Consider the following 20,410-nt stretch of genomic DNA (forward strand, 5'->3'; position numbering starts at 1 on the left):
GGAGAGGGTTAATGAGCTGCCACTTTTCGCGGCCAAACGAAAATAGGGTGGCAACTGTACGCGGGTTGGCCGACCGAGCTCCATGACCCCGGCACACCCGAAGGTGTCCCACGCACAGTCGCCATAATACGAATGTGCGAGCGCGAAAAAAGCGCCCGCTTTCGGATGGTGGCGCTTGATGCGCATGGAGGGTCGGACGGCCAAGTCCGGTCGCTGAATTGGCAGCGACGGGCGTAACTATATGGACACCACATCGTCAGTGTAAGAGCATTGTTTTTCGAAATGTAAAAGAGCGGTCGTGAAATCTCAATGTAACGTCTCGTTCTAAGAAAAAGAGTCTGCACTCAGTTTTCACGGCCGCGCTCATTTATATTTACATTCATCATAAGGCTGTAGTAGCGAGTGCGGAACGATTAAATGTTAGAAGGCAAACTCTCATATACGTTTCAGAACGTGATTTTTTTGAAGAGCCATGCTGCACAAAAATTAACCTGACGTGTCACTCTACTAATGAACCGCTGATTAACTCCCAGTTCGGCGAATGCCGCCCTTATAAATCAAGGCTTGCAGCGCGCCCTCGGGGCTAAAACTGAATAACTCAGCGCCTCCCTAAATATACATAGGAATAAAATTATAACTTGATCTCATTCAAGCAACTAATAATACGCATGCTCGACTCTTTTGATGATGGTTCTATCTCCATTAAGCGATTAAAGAAGGCCCGAGCGTGATTACTCATCGACATCAAAAAATAATCCTTGTTCACATCAATCTTGACTTCTTCATGGCAATTAACGATAACTCTAACCTCTCGATTTAAACAAATGAACTTGACTTCTATTGGCTGGTCAGGAAAGAAGCAGCAAAAATTTTTTCCCTCATGTATTAATGACAGCCCTTCTGATAAATAACACCAGAGCTCATCAATATAGTCATACATCGACAGATCAATAAGACTAACTCCATTTATTGAAAGCACTAACGCACCTTCGATATAATCCGGATCAGCTATATTGCCATCAAAATCAAAGATACTTATATACTTATTATCTTGCTTTATATATGTCTCTATTACTATGTTTTTCATTTTGGGTAAAATTGTCCTATTCTTCCATTTTTTAATCCAACTACATATTCAACACCATTGGACGTGCCTGTTATTTGGTATTGCCCTAAACCACCTTTGTTTGATAAGGCACTTCTATTTTGCTTCATTACATCACCAATAGCCTTAGAAACATCATCTATTGACATTTTGCTTGATAAGAAACTTTGCTTGGCTTTTATTGAGCCATCCCAATATTCAGGGTGGTGACGTTCCAATATATGTTTCATCCCTTTCTTATCTAATTTAAGCGTCTGATTTCCAACGTGGAAATCTTTACCAGTAAACCCGTTAAGATCATTAACAACCTTGCCTGGTTTAGCAACTTTAGGGGAGCAACTTAATCCCCACGGATCAACCCACCCCAACGCATTCGGCGCATACCGATATAGGTTCTCGCCGCCCGCCAACCCAATCGGGTCCTGGGTGGTAAACCGCCCCACCGCCGGATCGTAGTACCTGAAGGTGTTGTAGTACAGCCCGCTTTCCCGGTCGTGATACTGCCCCTGAAAGCGTAGATTCTGCTCCACCACATTCGGTGATAACGCCTCCAATTCGCCCCAGGCTTTGTAGTACGCGCGCCACACCACGTGCCCTTGGGCGTCGGTCATTTCCTGTGGGGTGCCGATCTGGTCGGTGTGGAAGTAGTAGGTTTGGCCGGGATGGTCGGGCAGCGTGGGATCAGTGTCGATGCGCGCCAGGGGCGCGTAGCTTTCGGTCTCGTAGACGTAAGTGCTGTGGCGCTGCGGTTGTTGTTCTTGCAGCAGGCGCAGGCCTTGCCAGAGGAACGTCGTGTCTTGGGTCTGGCCGCTTTGCGTGACGGCTTTAGCGATCCGTCGCCCGAGGGCGTCGTAGTGGTAACGCGCTTCGCTACGCAAGGTCGCGCCGTGCCAGGTCTGGGCATGGATCAGGCGGTTTTCGCAATCGTAGGTAAAGCGTTGCGTTGCGCCGTTGGTGCTGCTCTTTTCGCTGAGGTTGCCCCAGTCGTCGTAGGTAAAACGCAGGTCCTTGAAGGCTATGAGGCGGTTGTTCTGGATCTTGTCGAATTGCCAACTGCCGCTGCCGCAAAGGTTGCCGGCCGGGTCGTAGGAGAAGTCTTCGGTGTGCAGTTGCGGGTGGTTCGGCTGGCGGCTGCGCAGTTGGCCGCTGGCGTCGTAATGGAAGTCGGTGATACCGCGCTGTTTGTCGACGATCCGTTGTACTTCACCGCCGTCGCTGTAGTGATAGCGGCGGTGCAGGGCGGTAGCGGGATGCTCGGGGAGGCCGAGCAGGCTGTCGGTGTTTTCCTGCAGTTGGCTCAGTTGCTCGTGGGGCAGGCGGATCGCGGCTTGCCACATTTTGCGCCCCTGGCTGTCGTAGCCGTAGCGACTGGTTAGGTTGCCTTGGGTACGCAGGGTTTCGCGGTGCAGGGCGTCGCGCTCGAAGTCGCTGATCAGGTGGCCGTCGAGGTTGATCTGGTGCAGGTGGCCGCTGCCGTAATAGAGCTGGTTGAGCTGGCGAGCGTCGGGCAGGGTCAGCCCGCTGAGGTTGCCCAGGGCGTCGTACTGGTAGGCAAGATTGCCGGTGCTGCTGCTTTCGCTCAGTAGTTGGTCAGCCGCGTCGTAGCTGAAGGCCAGGCTATCGGGGCGGATGCCCAGGGCCTGGCCCGCCTTGCTTGGCAGGCGCTCGACGGCGATCAGACGGTCTGCATCGTCGTAGTGATAATCCAGGCGGGCATCGCTGGTGACCCGGCTGAGCAGGCGCCCCGCGGCGTCGTGTTCGAACTGTTGCTGGCGAGTGAGCTGCACCAGGCTCGGGCTGGTGGCGATTTCTTCCAACTGGCTCAGTTGGCCGTTGAGGCTATAGCTGAAGCGGCGGCGCAGGCCATCGATGCGCACTTCTTCCTGCAGGCGGTCGCTGGCGTCGTAGCTGAAGCGGTAGGCGGCCTTGTTTTCGTTGAGCAGGGCGATCAGGCGCTGGGCTTTGTCGTATTGATAATGAACCTGCAGGCCACGGGCGTCCCTGCGTTGGCTGGGCAAGCCCCGGGGCGTGCGCGCCAGGCTGGTGGTGTGGCCGTCGGCATTGGTGTGGCTGAGCAACTGGCCGAGGGCGTTGTAACGGTACTGGTCATGGCTACCGTCTGGATGGTCGACGCGCAGCACTTCGCCATCGGCTTTGCGGGTCAGGCGCGTGGTGCACTTCAGGGCATCGGTGATGCTCGCCAGGTGCAGGTGGCTGTCGTAGCCATAGCGCGTCAGCTGTCCGGAACAGTCCTGGTATTGCTCGATCTGCCCCAGTTCGTTCCACCATAGTCGGGTGTTGTTGCCCAGCGGGTCGATGCGGGTGTGGGGCAGGCCGGCGTCGGTGTTGAAGAATTGGGTCACCTGACCCAAAGGGTCGGTGCTGTCGAGCAGGTTACCCTGACGGTCATAGCTCCAGCGCTGGCAACTGCCATCGGCACGCTCGATGGCGGTGATCAGGTCGGTGTCCAGGTGATAGCTGTAACGGATCGAGCGACCCAGGGGATCGGTTTCTTCCTCCAGTCGCGAGAGCTTGTCGTAGGTGAAGCTCAGGGCACTGCCGTCGGGCAACTCCAGACCGGTCATGTTGCCGGATTCATCGAGCTGGAAGCGGTACTGCTCACCGCCAAAGTCGCGGCTGGCGATAACTCGCCGACCTTCGTTGTAGTCGATCTGCGCGGTACGGCCGAGCACGTCTTTGATATGAGTCTGACGTTGTGCCAGGTCATAACTGAACAGGTAGCGCTCACCGTCACTGGTCCAGTGCTCGGCGACCCTGGGCTGACCGTCGTTCAGGGTGGCCCAGCGGTAGTGACAACGCAGGCCCAGGGCGTTTTCGTGGGCCACCATCAGGCCCTGGTCGTAGGCGAAACCGCGCACCCGTTCGCCGTTGCGGTTGATGACCTGGCGCAGTTGGCCGTTGCCGTCGTACTGGTAATGCACCAGGGTTTCGACAGGCTGGTTATCGACAACCCGTTCGACTCGGCTCAGGCGCCGTTCGTGCTGCTCGTAGCACAGGTGCAGACGAATGCCGCCCGTGGCGCACAGGTCGCTCAGACGCTGCTGATTGTCATAGCTGAAATTAAGAAAATGGCCGAGGGCGTTTTCGATACGCCGCAGGGGAGATGGCTGACCGTCGACGGCCAGCTCACCGAAATAGAAGAAGGTGTTGTCCAGGCTTTGCAGCAGGTAGTGCCCACCTTCGGAGCGCACCACGAACAGTTGTTCGTCCGTCAGGTAGGCGCGCTCGCCGGGTTCCAGTTGCGGCAAGGGCAGGTCACGCCCTTGGTTGTCGCGCAGGTACAGTTGCTGGTCTTCCAGGCGCAGGCTTTGCTCCCAGGGCAGCACCCAGCCGCGCCCGAGCAAGCCTTCGTGGGTAATGTCACTGGCATAGAAGCGCGCCCAGGTGATGGGCATCAGTCCTGGCAGGCTGAAGTCGGTTTCACTCTCTTCCAACAGCAGTTTGCGCCCGCTGATGGCGTCCACCGGATTGCCGAACAGGGCACCGGCCACGCGGCTTATCGCCGGGCCGATGGCATATCGACTGATCAGCTCACCGGTTACCGCGCCGGCTGCGAATTTCATGGCGCAAGGGAGGAACTTACCTGCCGTCAAAGGGAGTTGACGAAGCGCACCTGCGAAGCTGGCGACGACCATGAGGATATCAACGGTGGTGCGCAGCCACTCGGGGACCTCGTCGTCGATCGGCAAGTACGGCTCTTTCTCGGCACCGATAAAAACGTTTTCCGAACCACTGTCGATGACGCTGCCGCAGGTCAGTTTGTCGCCCTTGCGGGCGGCGGGCAGGCCGTTGATAAAGACCTTGGCGGAGCCCTCCGCGACCATTGGAGGAGCCGGGTGTTTAGTGCAAATGCCTAGGCTGCCTTGTACCTGTGCGGCACTCAGGCCATTGATGCGCACGTTACTGGAACCACTGGTGATCCCTCCGGCGGGAGCCTTGGTCATTCGTCCTATGCTTTCACCCGCCTTAATCAACTCTGAACCTGCAAAGCCGGCCACCATCCCGACAAGCAACGGCAATAACACGGCCCCGGCTCCGCAGGTAGCAACGGTGAAAATAGAGACGGCTGCCACCAGTGCCAATCCCAGCGCGGCCCCTACTAGAAAGCCCAGCAGTGCATTGCTATGAGCGATCTCATCATCAAAACGTGCAGCCTCAAACATCGAAAACACTCCGTGTCATGCCGACCTTTTATGTCAGGTGTCCTTAAGGGGGGCCAGCGACAGGAGGGTGCTGCTGAAAGCTCGCCAGGACGTCTGTCCACAGCTGATTCAGTTGATCGTCAAAGGGCTGCTGGCTGGTGGCCGAAAACACCAGCACGCGCTGGGGCGAGACGATAAAGCCGGCCTGACGCTGGTACACCGGACGCCCGTCGCTCTGGTAATGGGCGTCGACTTGCAGGCCCGGCACCGGGGATTGCGTCGAAAGCCAGACCTCTTGCAGGTCCTGACGTTTGTATTTGCGCAACTTGGCGGCAATCAGGCCGACCTGGCGCTCGACATACTCCGCCAGGCTTTCCCCGGGCAGCGTGATGTCCCGGGACAGGGTCAGGCTGAAAGGTGCTGGCAGGGTTACCCCCGGGACGAACATATTGACGCTGCGATCTTGAAAGCCACTGGGCAGCGTGAGTTTTCCTTCCTGGATCAGGTAGTCCATGGGTGCTTGCTCTTGGGAAATGAACGTCAGGCGGTAGGTGCCGGTGGGGGCGAGAAGGCGGCCTCGACTTCGGCATCGATGTTGTCTTTGTCGCCATCCGTTTTGGGGGCTGTGGTGGCGGCGCCGCCGGGCATGTTGATGTCGAGCTTGCCGCCGGTATTGATCTGCGCATCGCCGGTCACCGAGAAGTTGAAGGCGCTGCCGTAGAGGTTGATTTCCCCCGTGGCCAGCATTTCGATCACGCTCTGGCCGCAGACCAGGCGTATTTTTTCCCCGGCTTCGATCAGGTACTGGGTGCCGATGCTGTCCTTCTTGGTGGCGCCGACTCGCAGGGTGTCGTCGACCTTGACCGTTCTCAGGCTTTTCTGGCCGACGGTGATGGTTTCGTCCTGGCCGACCGAGTGCACACGGTTGACGCCGACCCAATGGCTTTCGTTGTTCCTGACGGTGCAGTCCTGATCGCGCTGGGCATGGATGTAGATTTGCTCCTGGCCGGCCCGGTCCTCAATGCGCAATTCGTTGGTGCCATTGCCCCCCAGGCTGCTGCGGGTCTTGAACACGCTGCGCGTCTTGTTCGCCGGCAACGGATAAGGCACGGGCGTGTGCTGGTTCGGCACGCAGCCGGTGACCAGCGGCTGCTCGGGGTCGCCACCGATAAAGCTGACCAGCACTTCCATGCCGATCCGCGGGATGGTCACGTGACCAAACCCCTCACCCGCCCAACTGGTGGCCACGCGCACCCAGCAGCTGGAGAACTCGTTACGCTCGCCCTCGCGGTCCCAATGAAACTGAATCTTTATGCGCGAGAAATCGTCACACCAGATTTCCTCACCGGCAGGGCCGGTCACCAGCGCGGTCTGGCTGCTCAGGCGCGGCTTGGGGGGCGGCTCTTGGGGCCGGAAGAAGGTTTCGCTGGGAATGGCGCTGAAGCGGTTGCGGTAGCCCTGGTTGAAGCCGCCGTGGCGCTCGTCGCTGGTGACCGACTCTTCCAGCACCTGTGGTTGGCGACCCTCATGTTCAACGCTTATCAGCAGCCACATCTGGTTGTATTCGCCGCGCGGGTGCTCGCTGAGAGTCACCAGATGGCCGCAGCGCAAGTTCGACAGTTCACTTTGTCCCTTGGCCAACTGGTAGTCGGCGCGATGGCCTTCGAGGGCGATCTGGCTCAACTGTTTGCCCACCGCGCCGGTGTTGTAGCGGCCGGGGTAGCGATAGTCTTCCAGCACCGGGGTGGCCTTGCTGCGTGCCCCGGTATGCAAGGTGCTGGGCACTGGGTCGAGCTTGGCGCCGCTGGAGGTGCTGCGCGGGTCGGGCTTTTTCAGGTCGTAGTCGCGCCGGGCCACCTGGCTGGTGCGGGTGCTGAAGCGCACCGCGAAATGGCTGACCACCGGGTCTTCGGCGGCCAGGCCGCTGCCTTGCTGATAGCGCGCGGGGGCGAGAATGGGGTAGTCGGTCTGGTTGTCGGAAAACACCAGCACGTGCCGGTCGAGGCTGTGTTCGTGGTGCCAATGAATGCCGTCTTCAAAGCACAGCCGTTGCAGAAACTGGAAATCCGTCTCCCCGTATTGCACGCAATACACGCGCGGCACCGAAGGCTTGGGGGCGATATTGAAACGGTACTGGTCGGCAAGGATGCCGTGTTCCTTGAACACCTTGGCAATGATCTGCGGCACCGTCAGGTTCTGGTAAACCCGTTGGTTATGCCGGTGCTGCAACTGGTACAGGTGAGGGCGCAGGATCAGGTGATAGCGGGTCATGCGCTTGCCGCTGTCGCCGACCTCAATGTCGTCGATCAGGCCATGGATGCCTTCACCCTTGAGGCCGAACTGCAAGAACGCCGGTTGGTTGAGCAGGCTTTCCAGATCGACGTTGGGGTTGTCCGAAACCAGCTCGATGTGGATGGCATACAGCTCGCTGACGGCTTCGCGACCCCGGAAGGCCAGCACCTTGAAGTCGTGATGAACGGCAGGAATGGACAGCACGAAATGCGCAGTGTCGGCCGGCGCGAACATAAGCTCATCCTTAAGCGTGAGAGAGGCCAGGCCCGTGTCTTGCTCGACCCCGGCTGGAGGTGGCGCTCAAACTAGCAAAGGGTGCGCAAGAAAAAATATGAGATAAATCCGGAAAATAAATAGAATTTTCGAAGCTTGGTGTGGGGCTTTCCGAGGAAGCGCGTCGTACGCCTCGCCCACATGAAGTGATAATGCGCGCAGTGACAGTGCTGCCCTCTTAGTGAGCACGCAGCACACAAGTTCGCTCTCCGAATGACGTACTTGGGGACAGGCCGTTGTCCTGCGCCGAAAGCATTGTTTGCCCTGGTTTGGCAAGAACGGAACACTGGCAAAGTGCTGCCTGAGCCAACTGCGCAAGCGATCACAGCGAATGCAGCCGGCGTTTGAATAATCCCCGGAATAATGCTGTGATTGCGCCCGTCACGCCCCAGGGCGGCCCTGCTTTTTTTCGAGACACAGCGAAATGGATAGCCAAGAGACGACAACCGGGATGTCGCAGTTGCCTCCCGGTAGCCAATTGCGCGAGCGCCTGGAGGGCATTGCTGCCAGCAGCGCGCTGGTGTTGGAAACCAACAACCTGCGCGGCGGCAAGGATGCACAGGAAGCCCTGAACAGCCTGGAGCGCCTGATCGCCCGGCTGGCCCGGCAGAGCTTGTCACCCCAGTCTTTTGCCCAGTGGGTCATTACCCATGACGGGCTTGACCTCGCGGCGCGCCAGGCGTTGTACGTGCTGGCTGGGCGCACCGTGGATTTTGTCGAGATCGACGCCAGCACCGGCTATTACGACGCCAAGAATGTCGGCTTCGATGCGGTCGACCAGGAGCGTTGCCAGTACGTGGTATTCGCCGATGCCGACTGCCTGCCCGATGCCCGTTGGCTGGAAGAGTTGCTGCTGCCCTTTGTGCAACCCGAGGCGCCCGTGGCGGTGGCCGGGCGCACCAGCTACGCGCCGAGCGTCGCCGGCAGCGCGCTGACCGCCATCGACTTCATGTATTTCCCCAGCCCCTTGCGCCACGGCGCCACGCGTAACTTCTACGCCAACAACGTGGCTTTTCGCTGTGCCACCTTCGAGCACTATCGCTACGAGCCACTGGATGGCATCTATCGTGCCCATTGCCAGGTCATGGGCCTGCGCCTGCAAGCGGCGGGGGTGGCGGTGGCCTATGCGCCGGCGGCACACACCGAGCACCGGCTGCCCGACAGCCAGGGCGAGGTGTTCAAGCTGCGCTGGCTCAGGGGCGGCGACAGCGTCGGCCTGACCCCGTACCTGGTGCGCGCCTACCTGCCGGGCTGGCTGCAATGGCTCGGGCGCAGTGGGCCGCTGGGGCCTTTGTGCGTGATGGTCGGGCGCCTGGGCTACAGCCTGCGGGCCCTCAACCACCAGGACCTGCCGCCCCTGCACGGAGCCCGGCGCCTGGGGGCCATGGCCATGGTCACTGCCATCTCGTTGCTCGACACTGCCGGCGCCGTGGTGCGTGGCTGCGGGCTGTCCATCGGCCGCTCCAGTGCCCGGCACAGTGAAGCGTTGTCGTACCACCGCAACCTGGATTGATCCGCGTCGCGCCGTATCGTCGCACGCCGTTCGCGTGCCCAGAGGAAGTCCCCATGCAGAACCCTTCTCTTGCCTCATTCGGCCGTTCCCTGGCGTGCCTGGCCTTGCTGGCACTCGGTGCCCAGGCCCAGGCCGCTCCCAGCGAGTTCGCCGGTCGCGGGGTGTACCACTTCGCTTCGGACAGTGGCTGCGCCACGTTCGCCTCCAGCAACCTCGACTGCAACCGCATCGCCCTGGACGTGAGTGATGCACGGGCCAGTGTCGACCGGCAAACCCATGCCATCGTCATCGACGCCGACAGCAACCACGACAGCAAGACCGTGATCGGCGACATTCTGCTGCACGGCAGCGGCATCGCCAGCGACGGCCAGCGTGTGCCCCTGAGCCTGCAGGTGCTGCTGCGCCGTTCGGGCAAGGTGTGGAAATCCGATACCTATGTGCACGCACCGGTGCGTGGCAAGTTCCGTGACATCAGTCTCGATCCCTATCAGATCAGCGTCCGTGAAGGCACCCGTGAGCGCGTGCTGTTCAGCCCCGAACAGGCGCGCAACGTATTGGCCCAGCCGTCGATCGCGGCGCGCCTGGCCAGTTATTTCGTGGTGGTGCGCCCCAGCGATGCGCAGCACCCGACAGCGGGCGACATCACCATCGGCCTGGGCGTCGGCCGAGTCTCGAAGTCGCTGATGCGTGCCAGCTTCAGTGCCAGGCAGCCGGGCAGCGAGGCGCTGGAGCAGGTGCTGCAGCAGGGCACCTGGAACCTCGACCTGCAGGCCCTGAGCGGGCAGATCCCGCTGTGGGTGGTACAGCGCCAGCTGTTTGTCTTTGCGCTGGAGGACAGCCCGTTGCTCAGGGAGGTGCGTCAGCGGGGCTTGAACAAGGGCGACAGCCTGGAGCTGGGCGCGGTCAACGGCCAGGGTTACCTGCGCTACAACGGCCAGGAGGAGAGCTTTCCCGGCGCTGCGGCCAGCGGCACGGCCTTCATGCGTGACAGCTTTATCGGCCTGATCCTGGCTTGGCAGCGCCATTCGCACGGGGCCAGGACGGCCACCGCCAGCGCCGCGCAGCCCGTGCAATGAATGCGGGGCAAGCGGTTGCCGGCGAGGCCAACTTCGACTGCCTGAGCATGCCCCGGCCCCAGGGCCTGGGGGCGCTGCAGGCGCGGCTGGTGGACCGCATCAAGCGCGCCGCCTTGTTGCGCCTGCACCGCAGCCCGCGAGGCGAACGCCTGCTGTTGCGCATGTACCTGGCCGGTGAAGACGCCACCGAGCGTGCGTTGCTCGATGAGCTGTTGCCGCAGTCGCCACCCTGGCTCGAACGGCAGGTAGCACAGCACCTGGCCGATGAGCAGCGCCACGTGACCCTGTTTGCCGAGGCCCTGCGCGAGCGGGGCGACGACGCTCAAGCCCGCCTGGAGCCGGACTGGCTGAGCCGGCGCAAGATCCAGCGCTGGCAGCGCCTGGCCCGTCGTTATGCGGGGCATTTCGAACAGGGCCTGCTGGTGCCGGCCTATGCCACCGGGCTGTGTGCCGAGCAGATGGCCGAGCGGGTATTGACCCGCCATTGTGCGGTGCTGGATGCCGGGCATGGCTTGTATCCGCTACTGGCGCGGGTGCTGGCCGACGAGAAAGCCCACGTGCGCCTGTGCGAGAACACCTTGCGGCGCATCGTGGCGCCCCATGAGGCGGGCCATCTGGCGCGCCTGCTCAAGGACATTCGCCGCGTCGATGCGAGCTTTGGCGTGACCGGTGCCCTGGCGATGTATGGTGCCGGCTGGCTGCTCGGTGGTCGGGGCCGAGTGGGGCGATGAGTGCACGGATTCTTTACCTGGCGACCGCCGATGCCCGCGGGCACCTGATGCGCGCCCAACTGCTGGTACATGCCTTGCGTGCGGCCGGGGCCGAGGTCGAGGTGCTGACCACCTCGCAGCAGGGGCAGGACTTCCTGCAGCGCTTCGGCATTGCGGCGCAGATTCTCTCGCTGCATTACGCGGTGCAGTTCGACAGCCAGCAGAACATGCTGCGCCAGGCCACCAACCGCAATGTCGCCCACTACCTGTTCCGCCCCGGGCGCATGCTGCGGGACATCCTCCAACTGCGGCGCCGGCTGCGCGGCGTGGACCTGGTGATCAACGATTCCTTCCACCCGGCATTGCTCTACATGGGCATGCTGCCGGGTTGGCGGCGCCAGGTGGTGCACGTATACGGGGCCAGCCTCAAGGTGGCGCTGCTGAACAATTTTGCCGGCATGTGGCCGCGCCAGTTCGGGCGCCTGTTCGGCTGGATTGTCGGGCGCCAGATCGATACGGCGCGGGCGCGCATCGAGCACGATTTCGCCTATGAAGTCGACGATACCCAGGCCCCGGCACTGTATCGCCTGCCGACCCCGGTGGCCCTGGCCGAAGCCTTGCCGGAACAGGCCGCCGTAGGCGCCGCGGTGTACCTCAACCCGCATTTTCGTGAGCCCGACCTGGCCGATGCCTTGAGCCGTGGCCTGGAGGATGCGGGCCTGGACGCTCACCGCGTGGGCGAGGGTTATGCCGGGCGCAGCGGCTGGCTGCAGGTCGATCCGCTCTGGGCCAGCCGCGCTGCCCGGGCGCAACTCCTGGTCTCGGCACCGGGCATGGCGGCGCTGTCCATCGCCCGGGTCTACCAGCGGCCGATCATCCTGGTGGTGAGCGACCAGCCGGAACAGACCAGCAACGCCGCCCGGGCCCGGCAACTGCAGTTGCTGCACCGGGTGGTGACCTGGCGCGGCGACCCTGCCGATTTCCGCCGTCAGGTGGCCGAGGCGGCGCGGCAATTGAGCGCGGCGGCGCCAGCGCCCGACGTGATCTCGGGCAACCAGCGGGCCCAGGCACGGATCGATGCCTGGGCCAGCCGCTTGCTCGGCTTGTGAGGGCGCGGCCTTGAGTCTTCACCGCTCCATGCCCACCCCAGGCCAGCAGCCATGACCGGCACCTTGCAGCGCCTGATAGCCGCCGCCAACCTTCGGCAGGCCCTGGCTGCGGTGTTCGCCCTGCTGTTGGGGCTGGGCGCGTTCATGGGGCTGCAGCGCCTGGTGACGCCGCGTTACAACTGGGTCACGCCATTGGATGAGCTGATCCCCTTTATCGCCCAGTCCTGGTTCGTCTATGTGCTGTTCTTTCCCTTTGTGCTGCTGGCGGCGGCCTATGCCAGCCAGGAGGGCTTCAGGGCCCTGCGCAACGCCACCGGCATGGCCTTCGCCGTTGGGCTGCTGTGCTTCTGGCTGTTCCCCGAATATGTGCCGAGGCCGGATATCGCCGCCCTCGACAATGGCTTCCTGCAACAGCGGCTGGGCCGGATGTGGCAACTGGACCTGGCCTGCAACGGTTTTCCCAGCCTGCATGTGGCAGTGACCTGCCTGGCCTGTCGCGCGCTCTGGCGCCGCCCTTGCAAAGAGCTGAGCGCTGTCATCGGCCTGCTGATCTGCCTCTCGACCCTGACCCTCAAGCAGCACACGCTGATCGATGTGGCGGGCGGCCTGTTCCTGGCCCTGGCCTGTGCCCTGGCCACCCAACGACAAGGAAACCCTGCCCGTGTCCCAGCCTGAACCCCGTGCCGGAGAGAATCGGGCCCTGCGTGCCTTTGCCCCCGACGCCGGGCTGTTCCTGCTCAAGCCCTGGATCGGTGGCCTGGCGCTGCTGGCCGACTGGGGGCTGATCGCCGCCGCATTCGCCTGCGCCGCGCTCTGGCCGCACCCCGTCATCTACCTGCTGGCCGCGCTGCTGATCGCCCGCAGCCAGTTGGCGCTGGCGGTGCTGATGCACGAGAGCGCCCACGGCCTGCTGCTGCGCGGGCAGAAAGCCAATGATCGGCTGGGCCAGTGGCTGGCCGCCGGCCCGCTGTTCCTGTCCCTCTGCACCTACCGCGCCGGCCACCTCAAGCATCACCTGCATCCGATGGAGCATGACGACCCGGTGGTGGCGGTCTTCGGCCTGGGGGATTACCCCTTGCCCCGGGGCAAGCTGGCCCTGCGCCTGCTGGCGGACCTGTGCGGGGCGGGCTACTTCATCAGTGCCTTGAGGTTCGCCCGGGGTGACTACCGCGCGATCATGCCCCGGGTCGACAAGTCGCCGCGCCAGGCCCTGGCGCAAGTGCTGTCCATGCTGGTCAGCAACGGCCTGCTGTTCGGCCTGCTGGCCTGGAGCGGCCACCCCTGGCTGTACCTGGGGTTGTGGCTGTTGCCGGCGATTACCCTGCTGCCCTTGCTGGGCCGGGTGCGAGCCATCATGGAGCATGCCGGCCTGCCGGTTGCCGCCGACCAGAGCCGCAACGCCCGCAGCATCGTACGGCCCAGCGTGCAGACCTTCCTGTTCGGCCCCCACGCCATCCACTACCACATCGAGCATCACCTCTATGTGCGTGTGCCGTTCTACCACCTGGGCGGCCTGCACCGGCAACTGGCCACAGCGCAGTTGCTGCCCGAGGGCAACCTCTACCAGGGGTATGGCGGGGTACTGCGAGATGTCAGCGACCCCGACTGGAGGTCATCGGCGCGCTGAGGCGTGGAGGAAGGGGAGAACGGGCCCGCCATGGGGGGCGGGCCCGTGAGGGCGGTCAGAGCTTGGGCAACTGGCCGATGCGGCCGACCATCTCGGTGACAATCTGCAGGTCCAGGAGGAATTGCTCCACGGTCTTGAACTCGTTGTCGGTGTGGCCGGTGTACTTGACCTCGGGCCGCGCCAGGCCGAACTGCACGCCGTTGGGCAACTCGTGCACCGAGGTGGCGCCGGCGGAGGTGCCGAACTTGTGCGCCATGCCCAGGTTCTCGCTGGCCACCGCCAGCAGCGCCTTGACCCATTCACCCTCGGGGTTGCGGTACATAGGTTCGGCGATCTTGGTGTCGATGTTCACCGCCACCTGGGTCTTCTTGCTCCAGGCCGCCAGCCTGTCGGTGATTTCGCCCTTCAGCACTTGCGGGGTCTTGCCCTTGGGCACCCGCAGGTTGACCGCCAGCTTGAAGGTCTTGGCATCCACGCTGACCTGGGTCAGGGAGGTGGTCAGCGGCCCCATGAAGTCGTCGGAAAAGCCGATGCCCAGCTTGTTGCCCAGGTAGTCCAGGCCCCAGTTGTCGGCGGCGTAGCGGGCACCATCGGTGAAGGCGTTGTGCTTGAAGGCGATCTTGCCGTCCTGGCTGTTGATGAAGTCCAGCATCCGCGCCACCGGGTTGACCCCGGACTCGGGCTCGGAGGAGTGGGCCGAGACGCCGGTGACCGTCAGTTGCACATCCTTGCCCACCACCTTGGCCGCGACCTGGAAGTTGCCGCCGTGCTGCTTGGCATATTCGGCGCCGGCCTTTTGCAGGCTGGCGGCCAGTTCCGCGGGCTGCTCGCTGACCAGGGTGGCTACCGAGGTCGAGGGGATCTGGTTGGTGGCCAGGCCACCGGTGAGGTGGGTGATCTCCGCCCCTTTGCCCTCGGCGGCGCGCCGGGCGAAGCTGGCCATCACCGTGCCGTAGCCTTTCTCGGCGATCACCACCGGGTAGCCGCCGTCCAGCGCCAGGTTGTAGTTGGGCGTCGGGTTGTGTTCGAAGTAGTAGGGAATGGCGTCGCCGCTGGTTTCCTCGGTGGTGTCCACCAGCAGCTTGAAGTTGCGTGCCAGGGGCAGCTTCTCTTCCTTGATGATCTTCATCGCGTAGAGCGCTACCACGATGCCGTTCTTGTCGTCCTCGGTGCCGCGGCCGTACATGCGGTCGCCGATCAGGGTGACCTTGAACGGGTCGAGGCGGGTGCCGTCTTCGAGCACCCAGTTTTCCGGGGTCACCGGCACCACGTCGGCGTGGGCGTGGATGCCGACGACTTCATCGCCGCTGCCTTCCAGGGAGATCTCGTAGACCCGGTTGTCGATGTTGCGAAAGTTCAGGTTGAAGGCCTTGGCCAGGTCCTGGATCTTGGCGGCGATCTTGAGGAACTCGGGGTTCTTGTATTGCGGCACGCCGTCGATGTTGAAGGTGGGGATGGCCACCAGCTCGCGCAGGGTTTCGGTGGCGGCCTTGCCGTACTTGATCCGGGCGTAGAGGCCCAGCAGGCGGTGGATCTCGTTCTGCTGTTCGGCGTTCAGGGGCTTGTTGGCCAGGAAGGTCTCGATGGTCGGGGCGAGCTGGTCGCTCTTGGCCAGCGGGCTCTTGGCCAGGGTGCCGAGGAACTGGCGGAAATCCGTGACCGTGGCGTCATTGAAGGTCTTGAGGATGGCCGCGCTTTGTTGCGGGGTAATGTTGGCCTGGGCGATCGAGGTGTAGGACGACAGGCTGGCGAGCATCAGGGTGGCCGCAGCCAGGTGCTTGAGAGAAAAATCCATTGCGGAGGGCATTCCTTTGCAGGGGGTAAGGATTATCTGAGCTGTTAGTCAGAAACCTTGCCAAGCTAACACTGCGAAGGAGCAGGGCGGGAGCCCCTGAAGTGGGATCTGTCGCACAGAAACGCAAAAGCGACGCACAAACGAAACATTCATCCAGGCAGGAGGCGCCTGCATCGGCGCCTCCTGTCGTGGCTAGTGCATCAAGCCTTGGCGTCCCATGGGCGGTCGCCCTGTTCGTCCTTGATGCGGGTCGGCAGGCCCATCAGGTCCAGCGCCTTGAGGAACGGCTTGGCCGGCAGTTCCTCGACGTTGGCCATGCGCTGCACGTCCCACTCGCCACGGGCCACCAGCAGGGCGGCGGCCACGGGCGGTACGCCGGCGGTGTAGGAAATGCCCTGGCTGTCGGTCTCGGCGTAGGCTTCTTCGTGGTCGGCCACGTTGTAGATGAAGACTTCGCGCGGCTGGCCATTCTTGCTGCCCTTGACCAGGTCACCGATGCAGGTCTTGCCGGTGTAGCCCGGGGCCAGGGAGGCCGGGTCAGGCAGCACGGCCTTGACCACTTTGAGCGGCACCACTTCCAGGCCTTCGGCGGTCTTCACCGGTTGCTCGGAGAGCAGGCCCAGGTTGCGCAGCACGGTGAACACATTGATGTAGTGCTCGCCGAAGCTCATCCAGAAGCGCACGTTGGGCACATCGAGGTTCTTCGACAGCGAGTGCACTTCATCGTGGCCGGTCAGGTACAGGTTTTGCGAGCCGACCACAGGCAGGTCGTCGGTACGCTTGACTTCGAACATGGTGTTGCTGGTCCACTGGCTGTCCTGCCAGCTCCACACCTGCCCGGTGAATTCGCGGAAGTTGATTTCCGGGTCGAAATTGGTGGCGAAATATTTGCCGTGGGAACCGGCATTGACGTCGAGAATGTCGATCGAGTCGATGCGGTCGAAATGTTCCTGCTGGGCCAGGGCCGCATAGGCGTTGACCACGCCCGGGTCGAAGCCGACGCCGAGGATCGCGGTGATGTTCTTCTGCTGGCACTCTTCGAGATGCTTCCACTCGTAGTTGCCGTACCAGGGCGGGGTCTCGCAGATCTTGCCCGGTTCTTCGTGGATCGCGGTGTCCAGGTAGGCCACACCGGTATCGATGCAGGCACGCAGCACCGACATGTTGAGGAAGGCGGAACCGACGTTGATGACGATCTGCGACTCGGTCTCGCGGATCAGCGCCTTGGTTGCCTCGATGTCCAGCGCGTTGAGCGCATAGGCTTTTATTTCAGCGGGCTGTTTGAGGCTGCCCTTGGCCTTGACGCTGTCGATGATGGCCTGGCATTTGGAGATGTTGCGCGACGCGATAGCAATACGACCGAGTTCGTCGTTGTGCTGCGCGCACTTGTGGGCCACCACCTTGGCGACACCTCCTGCACCAATGATAAGAACATTCTTCTTCAATTTATTTACTTCTCCTCGTGACCTGTCCGCTCAGGAAAGGCTGGACAGGTAGTCTTCGAAACCAAACTCGCGTACCACCTCGATGCTGCCATCGAGTTGTTTCACGACAATGGACGGCATTTTCAGACCGTTGAACCAGTTTTTCTTGACCATGGTGTAACCCGCCGCATCAATGAACGACAGTCGATCGCCGATGGCCAGCGGACGATCAAATTGGTATTCGCCGAAGATATCCCCGGCCAGGCAGGACTTGCCGCACACCATGTAGGTATGTTCGCCCGCGCTTGGTGACAGCTTGGCGTTCAGGCGATAGATCAGCAGGTCGAGCATGTGGGCTTCGATGGAGCTGTCCACCACGGCCAGGTGCTTGCCGTTGTACAGGGTGTCGAGCACGGTCACTTCCAGGGAGGCGCTCTGGGTGATCGCCGCTTCGCCCGGCTCCAGGTAGACCTGCACGCCGTACTTCTGGGAGAAGGCCTTGAGACGCGCGCAGAAGGCGTCCAGGGCGTAGTCCTCGCCGGTGAAGTGGATGCCGCCGCCGAGGCTGACCCACTCGACCTTGTGCAGCAGGTGGCCGAAGCGCTCCTCGATGGTGGTCAGCATCTGGTCGAACAGGCCGAAGTCGCCGTTCTCGCAGTTGTTGTGGAACATGAAGCCGGAGATCTGCTCGATGACCTGCTCGATCTTGGCCGGGTCCCACTCGCCCAGGCGGCTGAACGGGCGCGCCGGGTCGGCCAGCAGGTAGTCCGAGCTGCTCACCTGGGGGTTGACCCGCAGGCCGCGCACCTTGCCCGCGCTGGCGTCGGCAAAGCGCTGCAGCTGGCTGATGGAGTTGAAGATGATCTTGTCGCAGTTGGCGAGCATCTCCTCGATCTCGTCGTCGGCCCAGGCCACGCTGTAGGCGTGGGTCTCGCCTTCGAACTTCTGCCGGCCGAGCTTGAGCTCGTAGAGCGACGAGGAGGTGGTGCCGTCCATGTACTGCTGCATCAGGTCGAACACCGACCAGGTGGCGAAGCACTTGAGGGCCAGCAGGGCCTTGGCGCCGGACTGCTCGCGCACGTAGGCGATCTTCTGCATGTTGCTCAAAAGCTTCTGCTTGTCGATGAGGTAGTACGGCGTCTTGATCATTTCAGGGTCTCCGGCAGGGCCAGCCAAAAAGGTACGCATTGTGCCCGCAGTGCCACTAGATCGAAAGCTCGGAAATATATTTTCCACGGTCAACCGTCTGTCCCTTGCGTTGTCGAGCCAGGCATGCGATTCCACACAGACAGCTGCAGGCGGTGCACACTGGCCCGAGCCCCGGCCGATGAATGCTGCGGCGCTGCAACGTTTCGCCGATTCGATGAAAAAAATACCCGACGGAAACTGCCATGCCTGATCTGCCCGAGCCGTACCACCCTCTTACTGACGATCGCTTCCGCCTGCTGGTCGATGCGGTGGTGGACTACGCGATCTACATGCTCGACGCCCAGGGCCGGGTCGCCAGTTGGAACAGCGGTGCCCGGCGCTTCAAGGGCTACCGGGAGGAGGAAGTGCTGGGCCGGCACTTTTCCTGCTTCTATACCCCCGAGGATCGCCAGGCCGGTTTGCCCCAGAGGGCGCTGGACAGTGCCGCGCAGTGCGGGCGTTTCGAAGGCGAGGGCTGGCGCCTGCGCAAGGATGGCACGCGGTTCTGGTGCCATGTGGTGATCGACCCGATCCGCGACAGCGCCGGCGGGCTGATCGGCTTTGCCAAGGTCACCCGGGACATGACCGAGCAGCGGGCCGCCGAGCAGACCCTGAAACAGAGCGAACAGCAGTTCCGCCTGCTGGTGCAGAGCGTGACCGACTACGCGATCTACATGCTCGATGCCCAGGGCCGGGTCAGCAGCTGGAACCTGGGGGCGCAACGGATCAAGGGCTATGCCCCAGAGGAAGTCATCGGCCAGCACTTTTCACTGTTCTATACCGCCGAGGACCGGGCCAGCGACGAGCCGCGCAAGGCCCTGGAAGCCGCCGCCCGCGAAGGCCGTTTCGAGAAGCAGGGCTGGCGCCTGCGCAAGGACGGTACGCGGTTCCTGGCCCATGTGATTGTCGACCCGATCCGCGCCGACTCCGGGGCCATCATCGGTTTCGCCAAGATCACCCGCGACATCACCGAGGTGGTCCAGGCGCAGAAGGAACTGGAAGTCGCCCGCGAAGCGCTGTTCCAGTCGCAGAAGCTCCAGGCCATCGGCCAGCTCAGCGGCGGCATCGCCCATGACTTCAACAACCTGCTGACGGTGATCCGCGGCAACCTGGAGCTGCTGCACAAACGGGTCGGCGATGACCCCAGGCTGCGGCGCCTGCTGGACAACGCGCTGCAGGGCACCGAGCGCGGCGTGACCCTGACCCAGCGCATGCTGGCCTTCGCCCGGCGCCAGGAGTTGAAATCCCAGGCCCTGGACCTGGGCCAACTGGTGGCCAGCCTCAGCGGCCTGTTGTGCAGTTCGGTGGGGCCCAGGATTGCCCTGCGGGTGGAGATGGCGCCGGACCTGCCGGCGGTGCAGGCTGATCTCAACCAGCTGGAACTGGCGCTGCTGAACCTGGTGAGCAATGCCCGGGATGCCATGCCCGAGGGCGGTTCGATCCTGATCGAGGCGCAATTGCGCGGGGCCACGGGCAACCTGGCCCGGGGGCAGTACGTCTGCCTGGCGGTGGTCGACGATGGCCAGGGCATGGACGAACAGACCCTGGCCTGCGCCGCCGATCCGTTCTTCACCACCAAGGGCCTGGGCAAGGGCACCGGCCTGGGCCTGTCGATGGTCCACGGCCTGGCCGAGCAACTGGGCGGGCGCCTGGTGCTCCAGAGCCGCCTGGGCCAGGGCACCCGCGCCGAGCTGTGGCTGCCCCTGGCGAGCGCGGCCAAGGATTCGCCGGGCAGTGAGGCCATGCCGGCCCCGGGCCCGGACCACCCGCCACTGTGCGTGCTGCTGGTGGATGACGACAGCCTGGTCCTGGACAGCACCACGCTGCTGCTGGAGGACCTGGGCCATCGAGTCATCCGCGCCGCCAGCGGAGCCCAGGCGCTGCAGTGTCTTGAGCAGCACCCGGACATCCAGCTGATGATCAGCGACATGGCCATGCCACACATGGATGGCCGACAGTTGGCCGAAGCGGTGCGGCGCCTGCACCCGCAGTTGCCGATCATCCTGGCCAGCGGTTATGCCCAGCGCCAGGACGGCCCGGTGCCGGAGCTGCCACGGATCTTCAAGCCCTTCAGCCAGGCGCAGTTGAGGGACGCCCTGGCCCAGGTCCTGGCACAGTCTGCGGCGGGCTGACTG

General features: G+C 62.7%; 13 protein-coding genes. 7 read left to right on the forward strand and 6 right to left on the reverse strand.

Annotated elements, in window-relative coordinates; translation table 11 throughout:
• Positions 1 to 1,083 precede the first annotated feature (1,083 nt).
• Genes AC1RL5_RS01515 through AC1RL5_RS01525 form a run of 3 tightly spaced genes read right to left on the reverse strand, consistent with a single transcriptional unit; the run spans position 1,084 to position 7,794 of the window.
• Positions 1,084 to 5,289, reverse strand: a complete 4,206-nt coding sequence (locus AC1RL5_RS01515) for an RHS repeat-associated core domain-containing protein (protein ID WP_492628925.1) — start codon at positions 5,287 to 5,289, stop codon at positions 1,084 to 1,086.
• A gap of 43 nt (positions 5,290 to 5,332) precedes the next feature.
• Positions 5,333 to 5,782 (reverse strand): DcrB-related protein, encoded by a 450-nt coding sequence (locus AC1RL5_RS01520; protein ID WP_072450056.1) that lies wholly within the window; start codon positions 5,780 to 5,782, stop codon positions 5,333 to 5,335.
• Between the two features lie 26 nt (positions 5,783 to 5,808).
• Positions 5,809 to 7,794 carry a type VI secretion system Vgr family protein gene (locus tag AC1RL5_RS01525; protein WP_103407357.1) on the reverse strand — a complete coding sequence of 662 codons (1,986 nt, stop codon included), beginning with the start codon at positions 7,792 to 7,794 and terminating at the stop codon, positions 5,809 to 5,811.
• A 490-nt stretch (positions 7,795 to 8,284) separates the two neighbouring features.
• Here AC1RL5_RS01525 and AC1RL5_RS01530 point away from each other — a divergent pair, with 490 nt between their 5' ends.
• Genes AC1RL5_RS01530 through AC1RL5_RS01555 form a run of 6 tightly spaced genes read left to right on the forward strand, consistent with a single transcriptional unit; the run spans position 8,285 to position 13,868 of the window.
• Positions 8,285 to 9,346 (forward strand): glycosyltransferase family 2 protein, encoded by a 1,062-nt coding sequence (locus tag AC1RL5_RS01530; protein ID WP_072450060.1) that lies wholly within the window; start codon positions 8,285 to 8,287, stop codon positions 9,344 to 9,346.
• A gap of 53 nt (positions 9,347 to 9,399) precedes the next feature.
• A complete protein-coding gene (locus tag AC1RL5_RS01535) occupies positions 9,400 to 10,422 on the forward strand; it encodes a hypothetical protein (protein ID WP_072450063.1) in 1,023 nt (340 codons plus the stop codon).
• Complete coding sequence (locus AC1RL5_RS01540; RefSeq protein ID WP_053159182.1) at positions 10,419 to 11,153, forward strand: diiron oxygenase; 735 nt, start codon at positions 10,419 to 10,421, stop codon at positions 11,151 to 11,153. Before AC1RL5_RS01535 ends, AC1RL5_RS01540 begins: the two co-directional genes overlap by 4 nt.
• Entirely contained in the window at positions 11,150 to 12,241 is a 1,092-nt protein-coding gene (locus tag AC1RL5_RS01545) for a glycosyltransferase family protein (RefSeq protein ID WP_072450064.1), read from the forward strand. Before AC1RL5_RS01540 ends, AC1RL5_RS01545 begins: the two co-directional genes overlap by 4 nt.
• A gap of 51 nt (positions 12,242 to 12,292) precedes the next feature.
• Positions 12,293 to 12,916, forward strand: coding sequence for a phosphatase PAP2 family protein (locus AC1RL5_RS01550; RefSeq protein WP_053152341.1), 624 nt, complete (start codon positions 12,293 to 12,295; stop codon positions 12,914 to 12,916).
• Entirely contained in the window at positions 12,903 to 13,868 is a 966-nt protein-coding gene (locus AC1RL5_RS01555) for a fatty acid desaturase family protein (protein WP_072450065.1), read from the forward strand. The genes AC1RL5_RS01550 and AC1RL5_RS01555 overlap by 14 nt, the downstream gene beginning before the upstream one ends.
• Before the next feature lie 55 nt (positions 13,869 to 13,923).
• Here the strand turns inward: AC1RL5_RS01555 and AC1RL5_RS01560 are convergent, their stop codons facing one another.
• The 3 genes from AC1RL5_RS01560 to AC1RL5_RS01570 form a co-directional block, all read right to left on the reverse strand.
• Complete coding sequence (locus AC1RL5_RS01560) at positions 13,924 to 15,663, reverse strand: dipeptidase (RefSeq protein ID WP_072450066.1); 1,740 nt, start codon at positions 15,661 to 15,663, stop codon at positions 13,924 to 13,926.
• A 200-nt stretch (positions 15,664 to 15,863) separates the two neighbouring features.
• Positions 15,864 to 17,108: a saccharopine dehydrogenase family protein gene (locus AC1RL5_RS01565; RefSeq protein ID WP_011061818.1), complete on the reverse strand. Its 1,245-nt coding sequence runs from the start codon at positions 17,106 to 17,108 to the stop codon at positions 15,864 to 15,866.
• 30 nt (positions 17,109 to 17,138) lie between these two features.
• Entirely contained in the window at positions 17,139 to 18,236 is a 1,098-nt protein-coding gene (locus AC1RL5_RS01570) for a carboxynorspermidine decarboxylase (RefSeq protein ID WP_011061817.1), read from the reverse strand.
• A gap of 242 nt (positions 18,237 to 18,478) precedes the next feature.
• Here AC1RL5_RS01570 and AC1RL5_RS01575 point away from each other — a divergent pair, with 242 nt between their 5' ends.
• A complete protein-coding gene (locus tag AC1RL5_RS01575) occupies positions 18,479 to 20,407 on the forward strand; it encodes a hybrid sensor histidine kinase/response regulator (protein ID WP_103407351.1) in 1,929 nt (642 codons plus the stop codon).
• Positions 20,408 to 20,410 lie beyond the last annotated feature (3 nt).

The sequence above is a fragment of the Pseudomonas sp. GW822-FHT06D10 genome, from assembly GCF_058799535.1.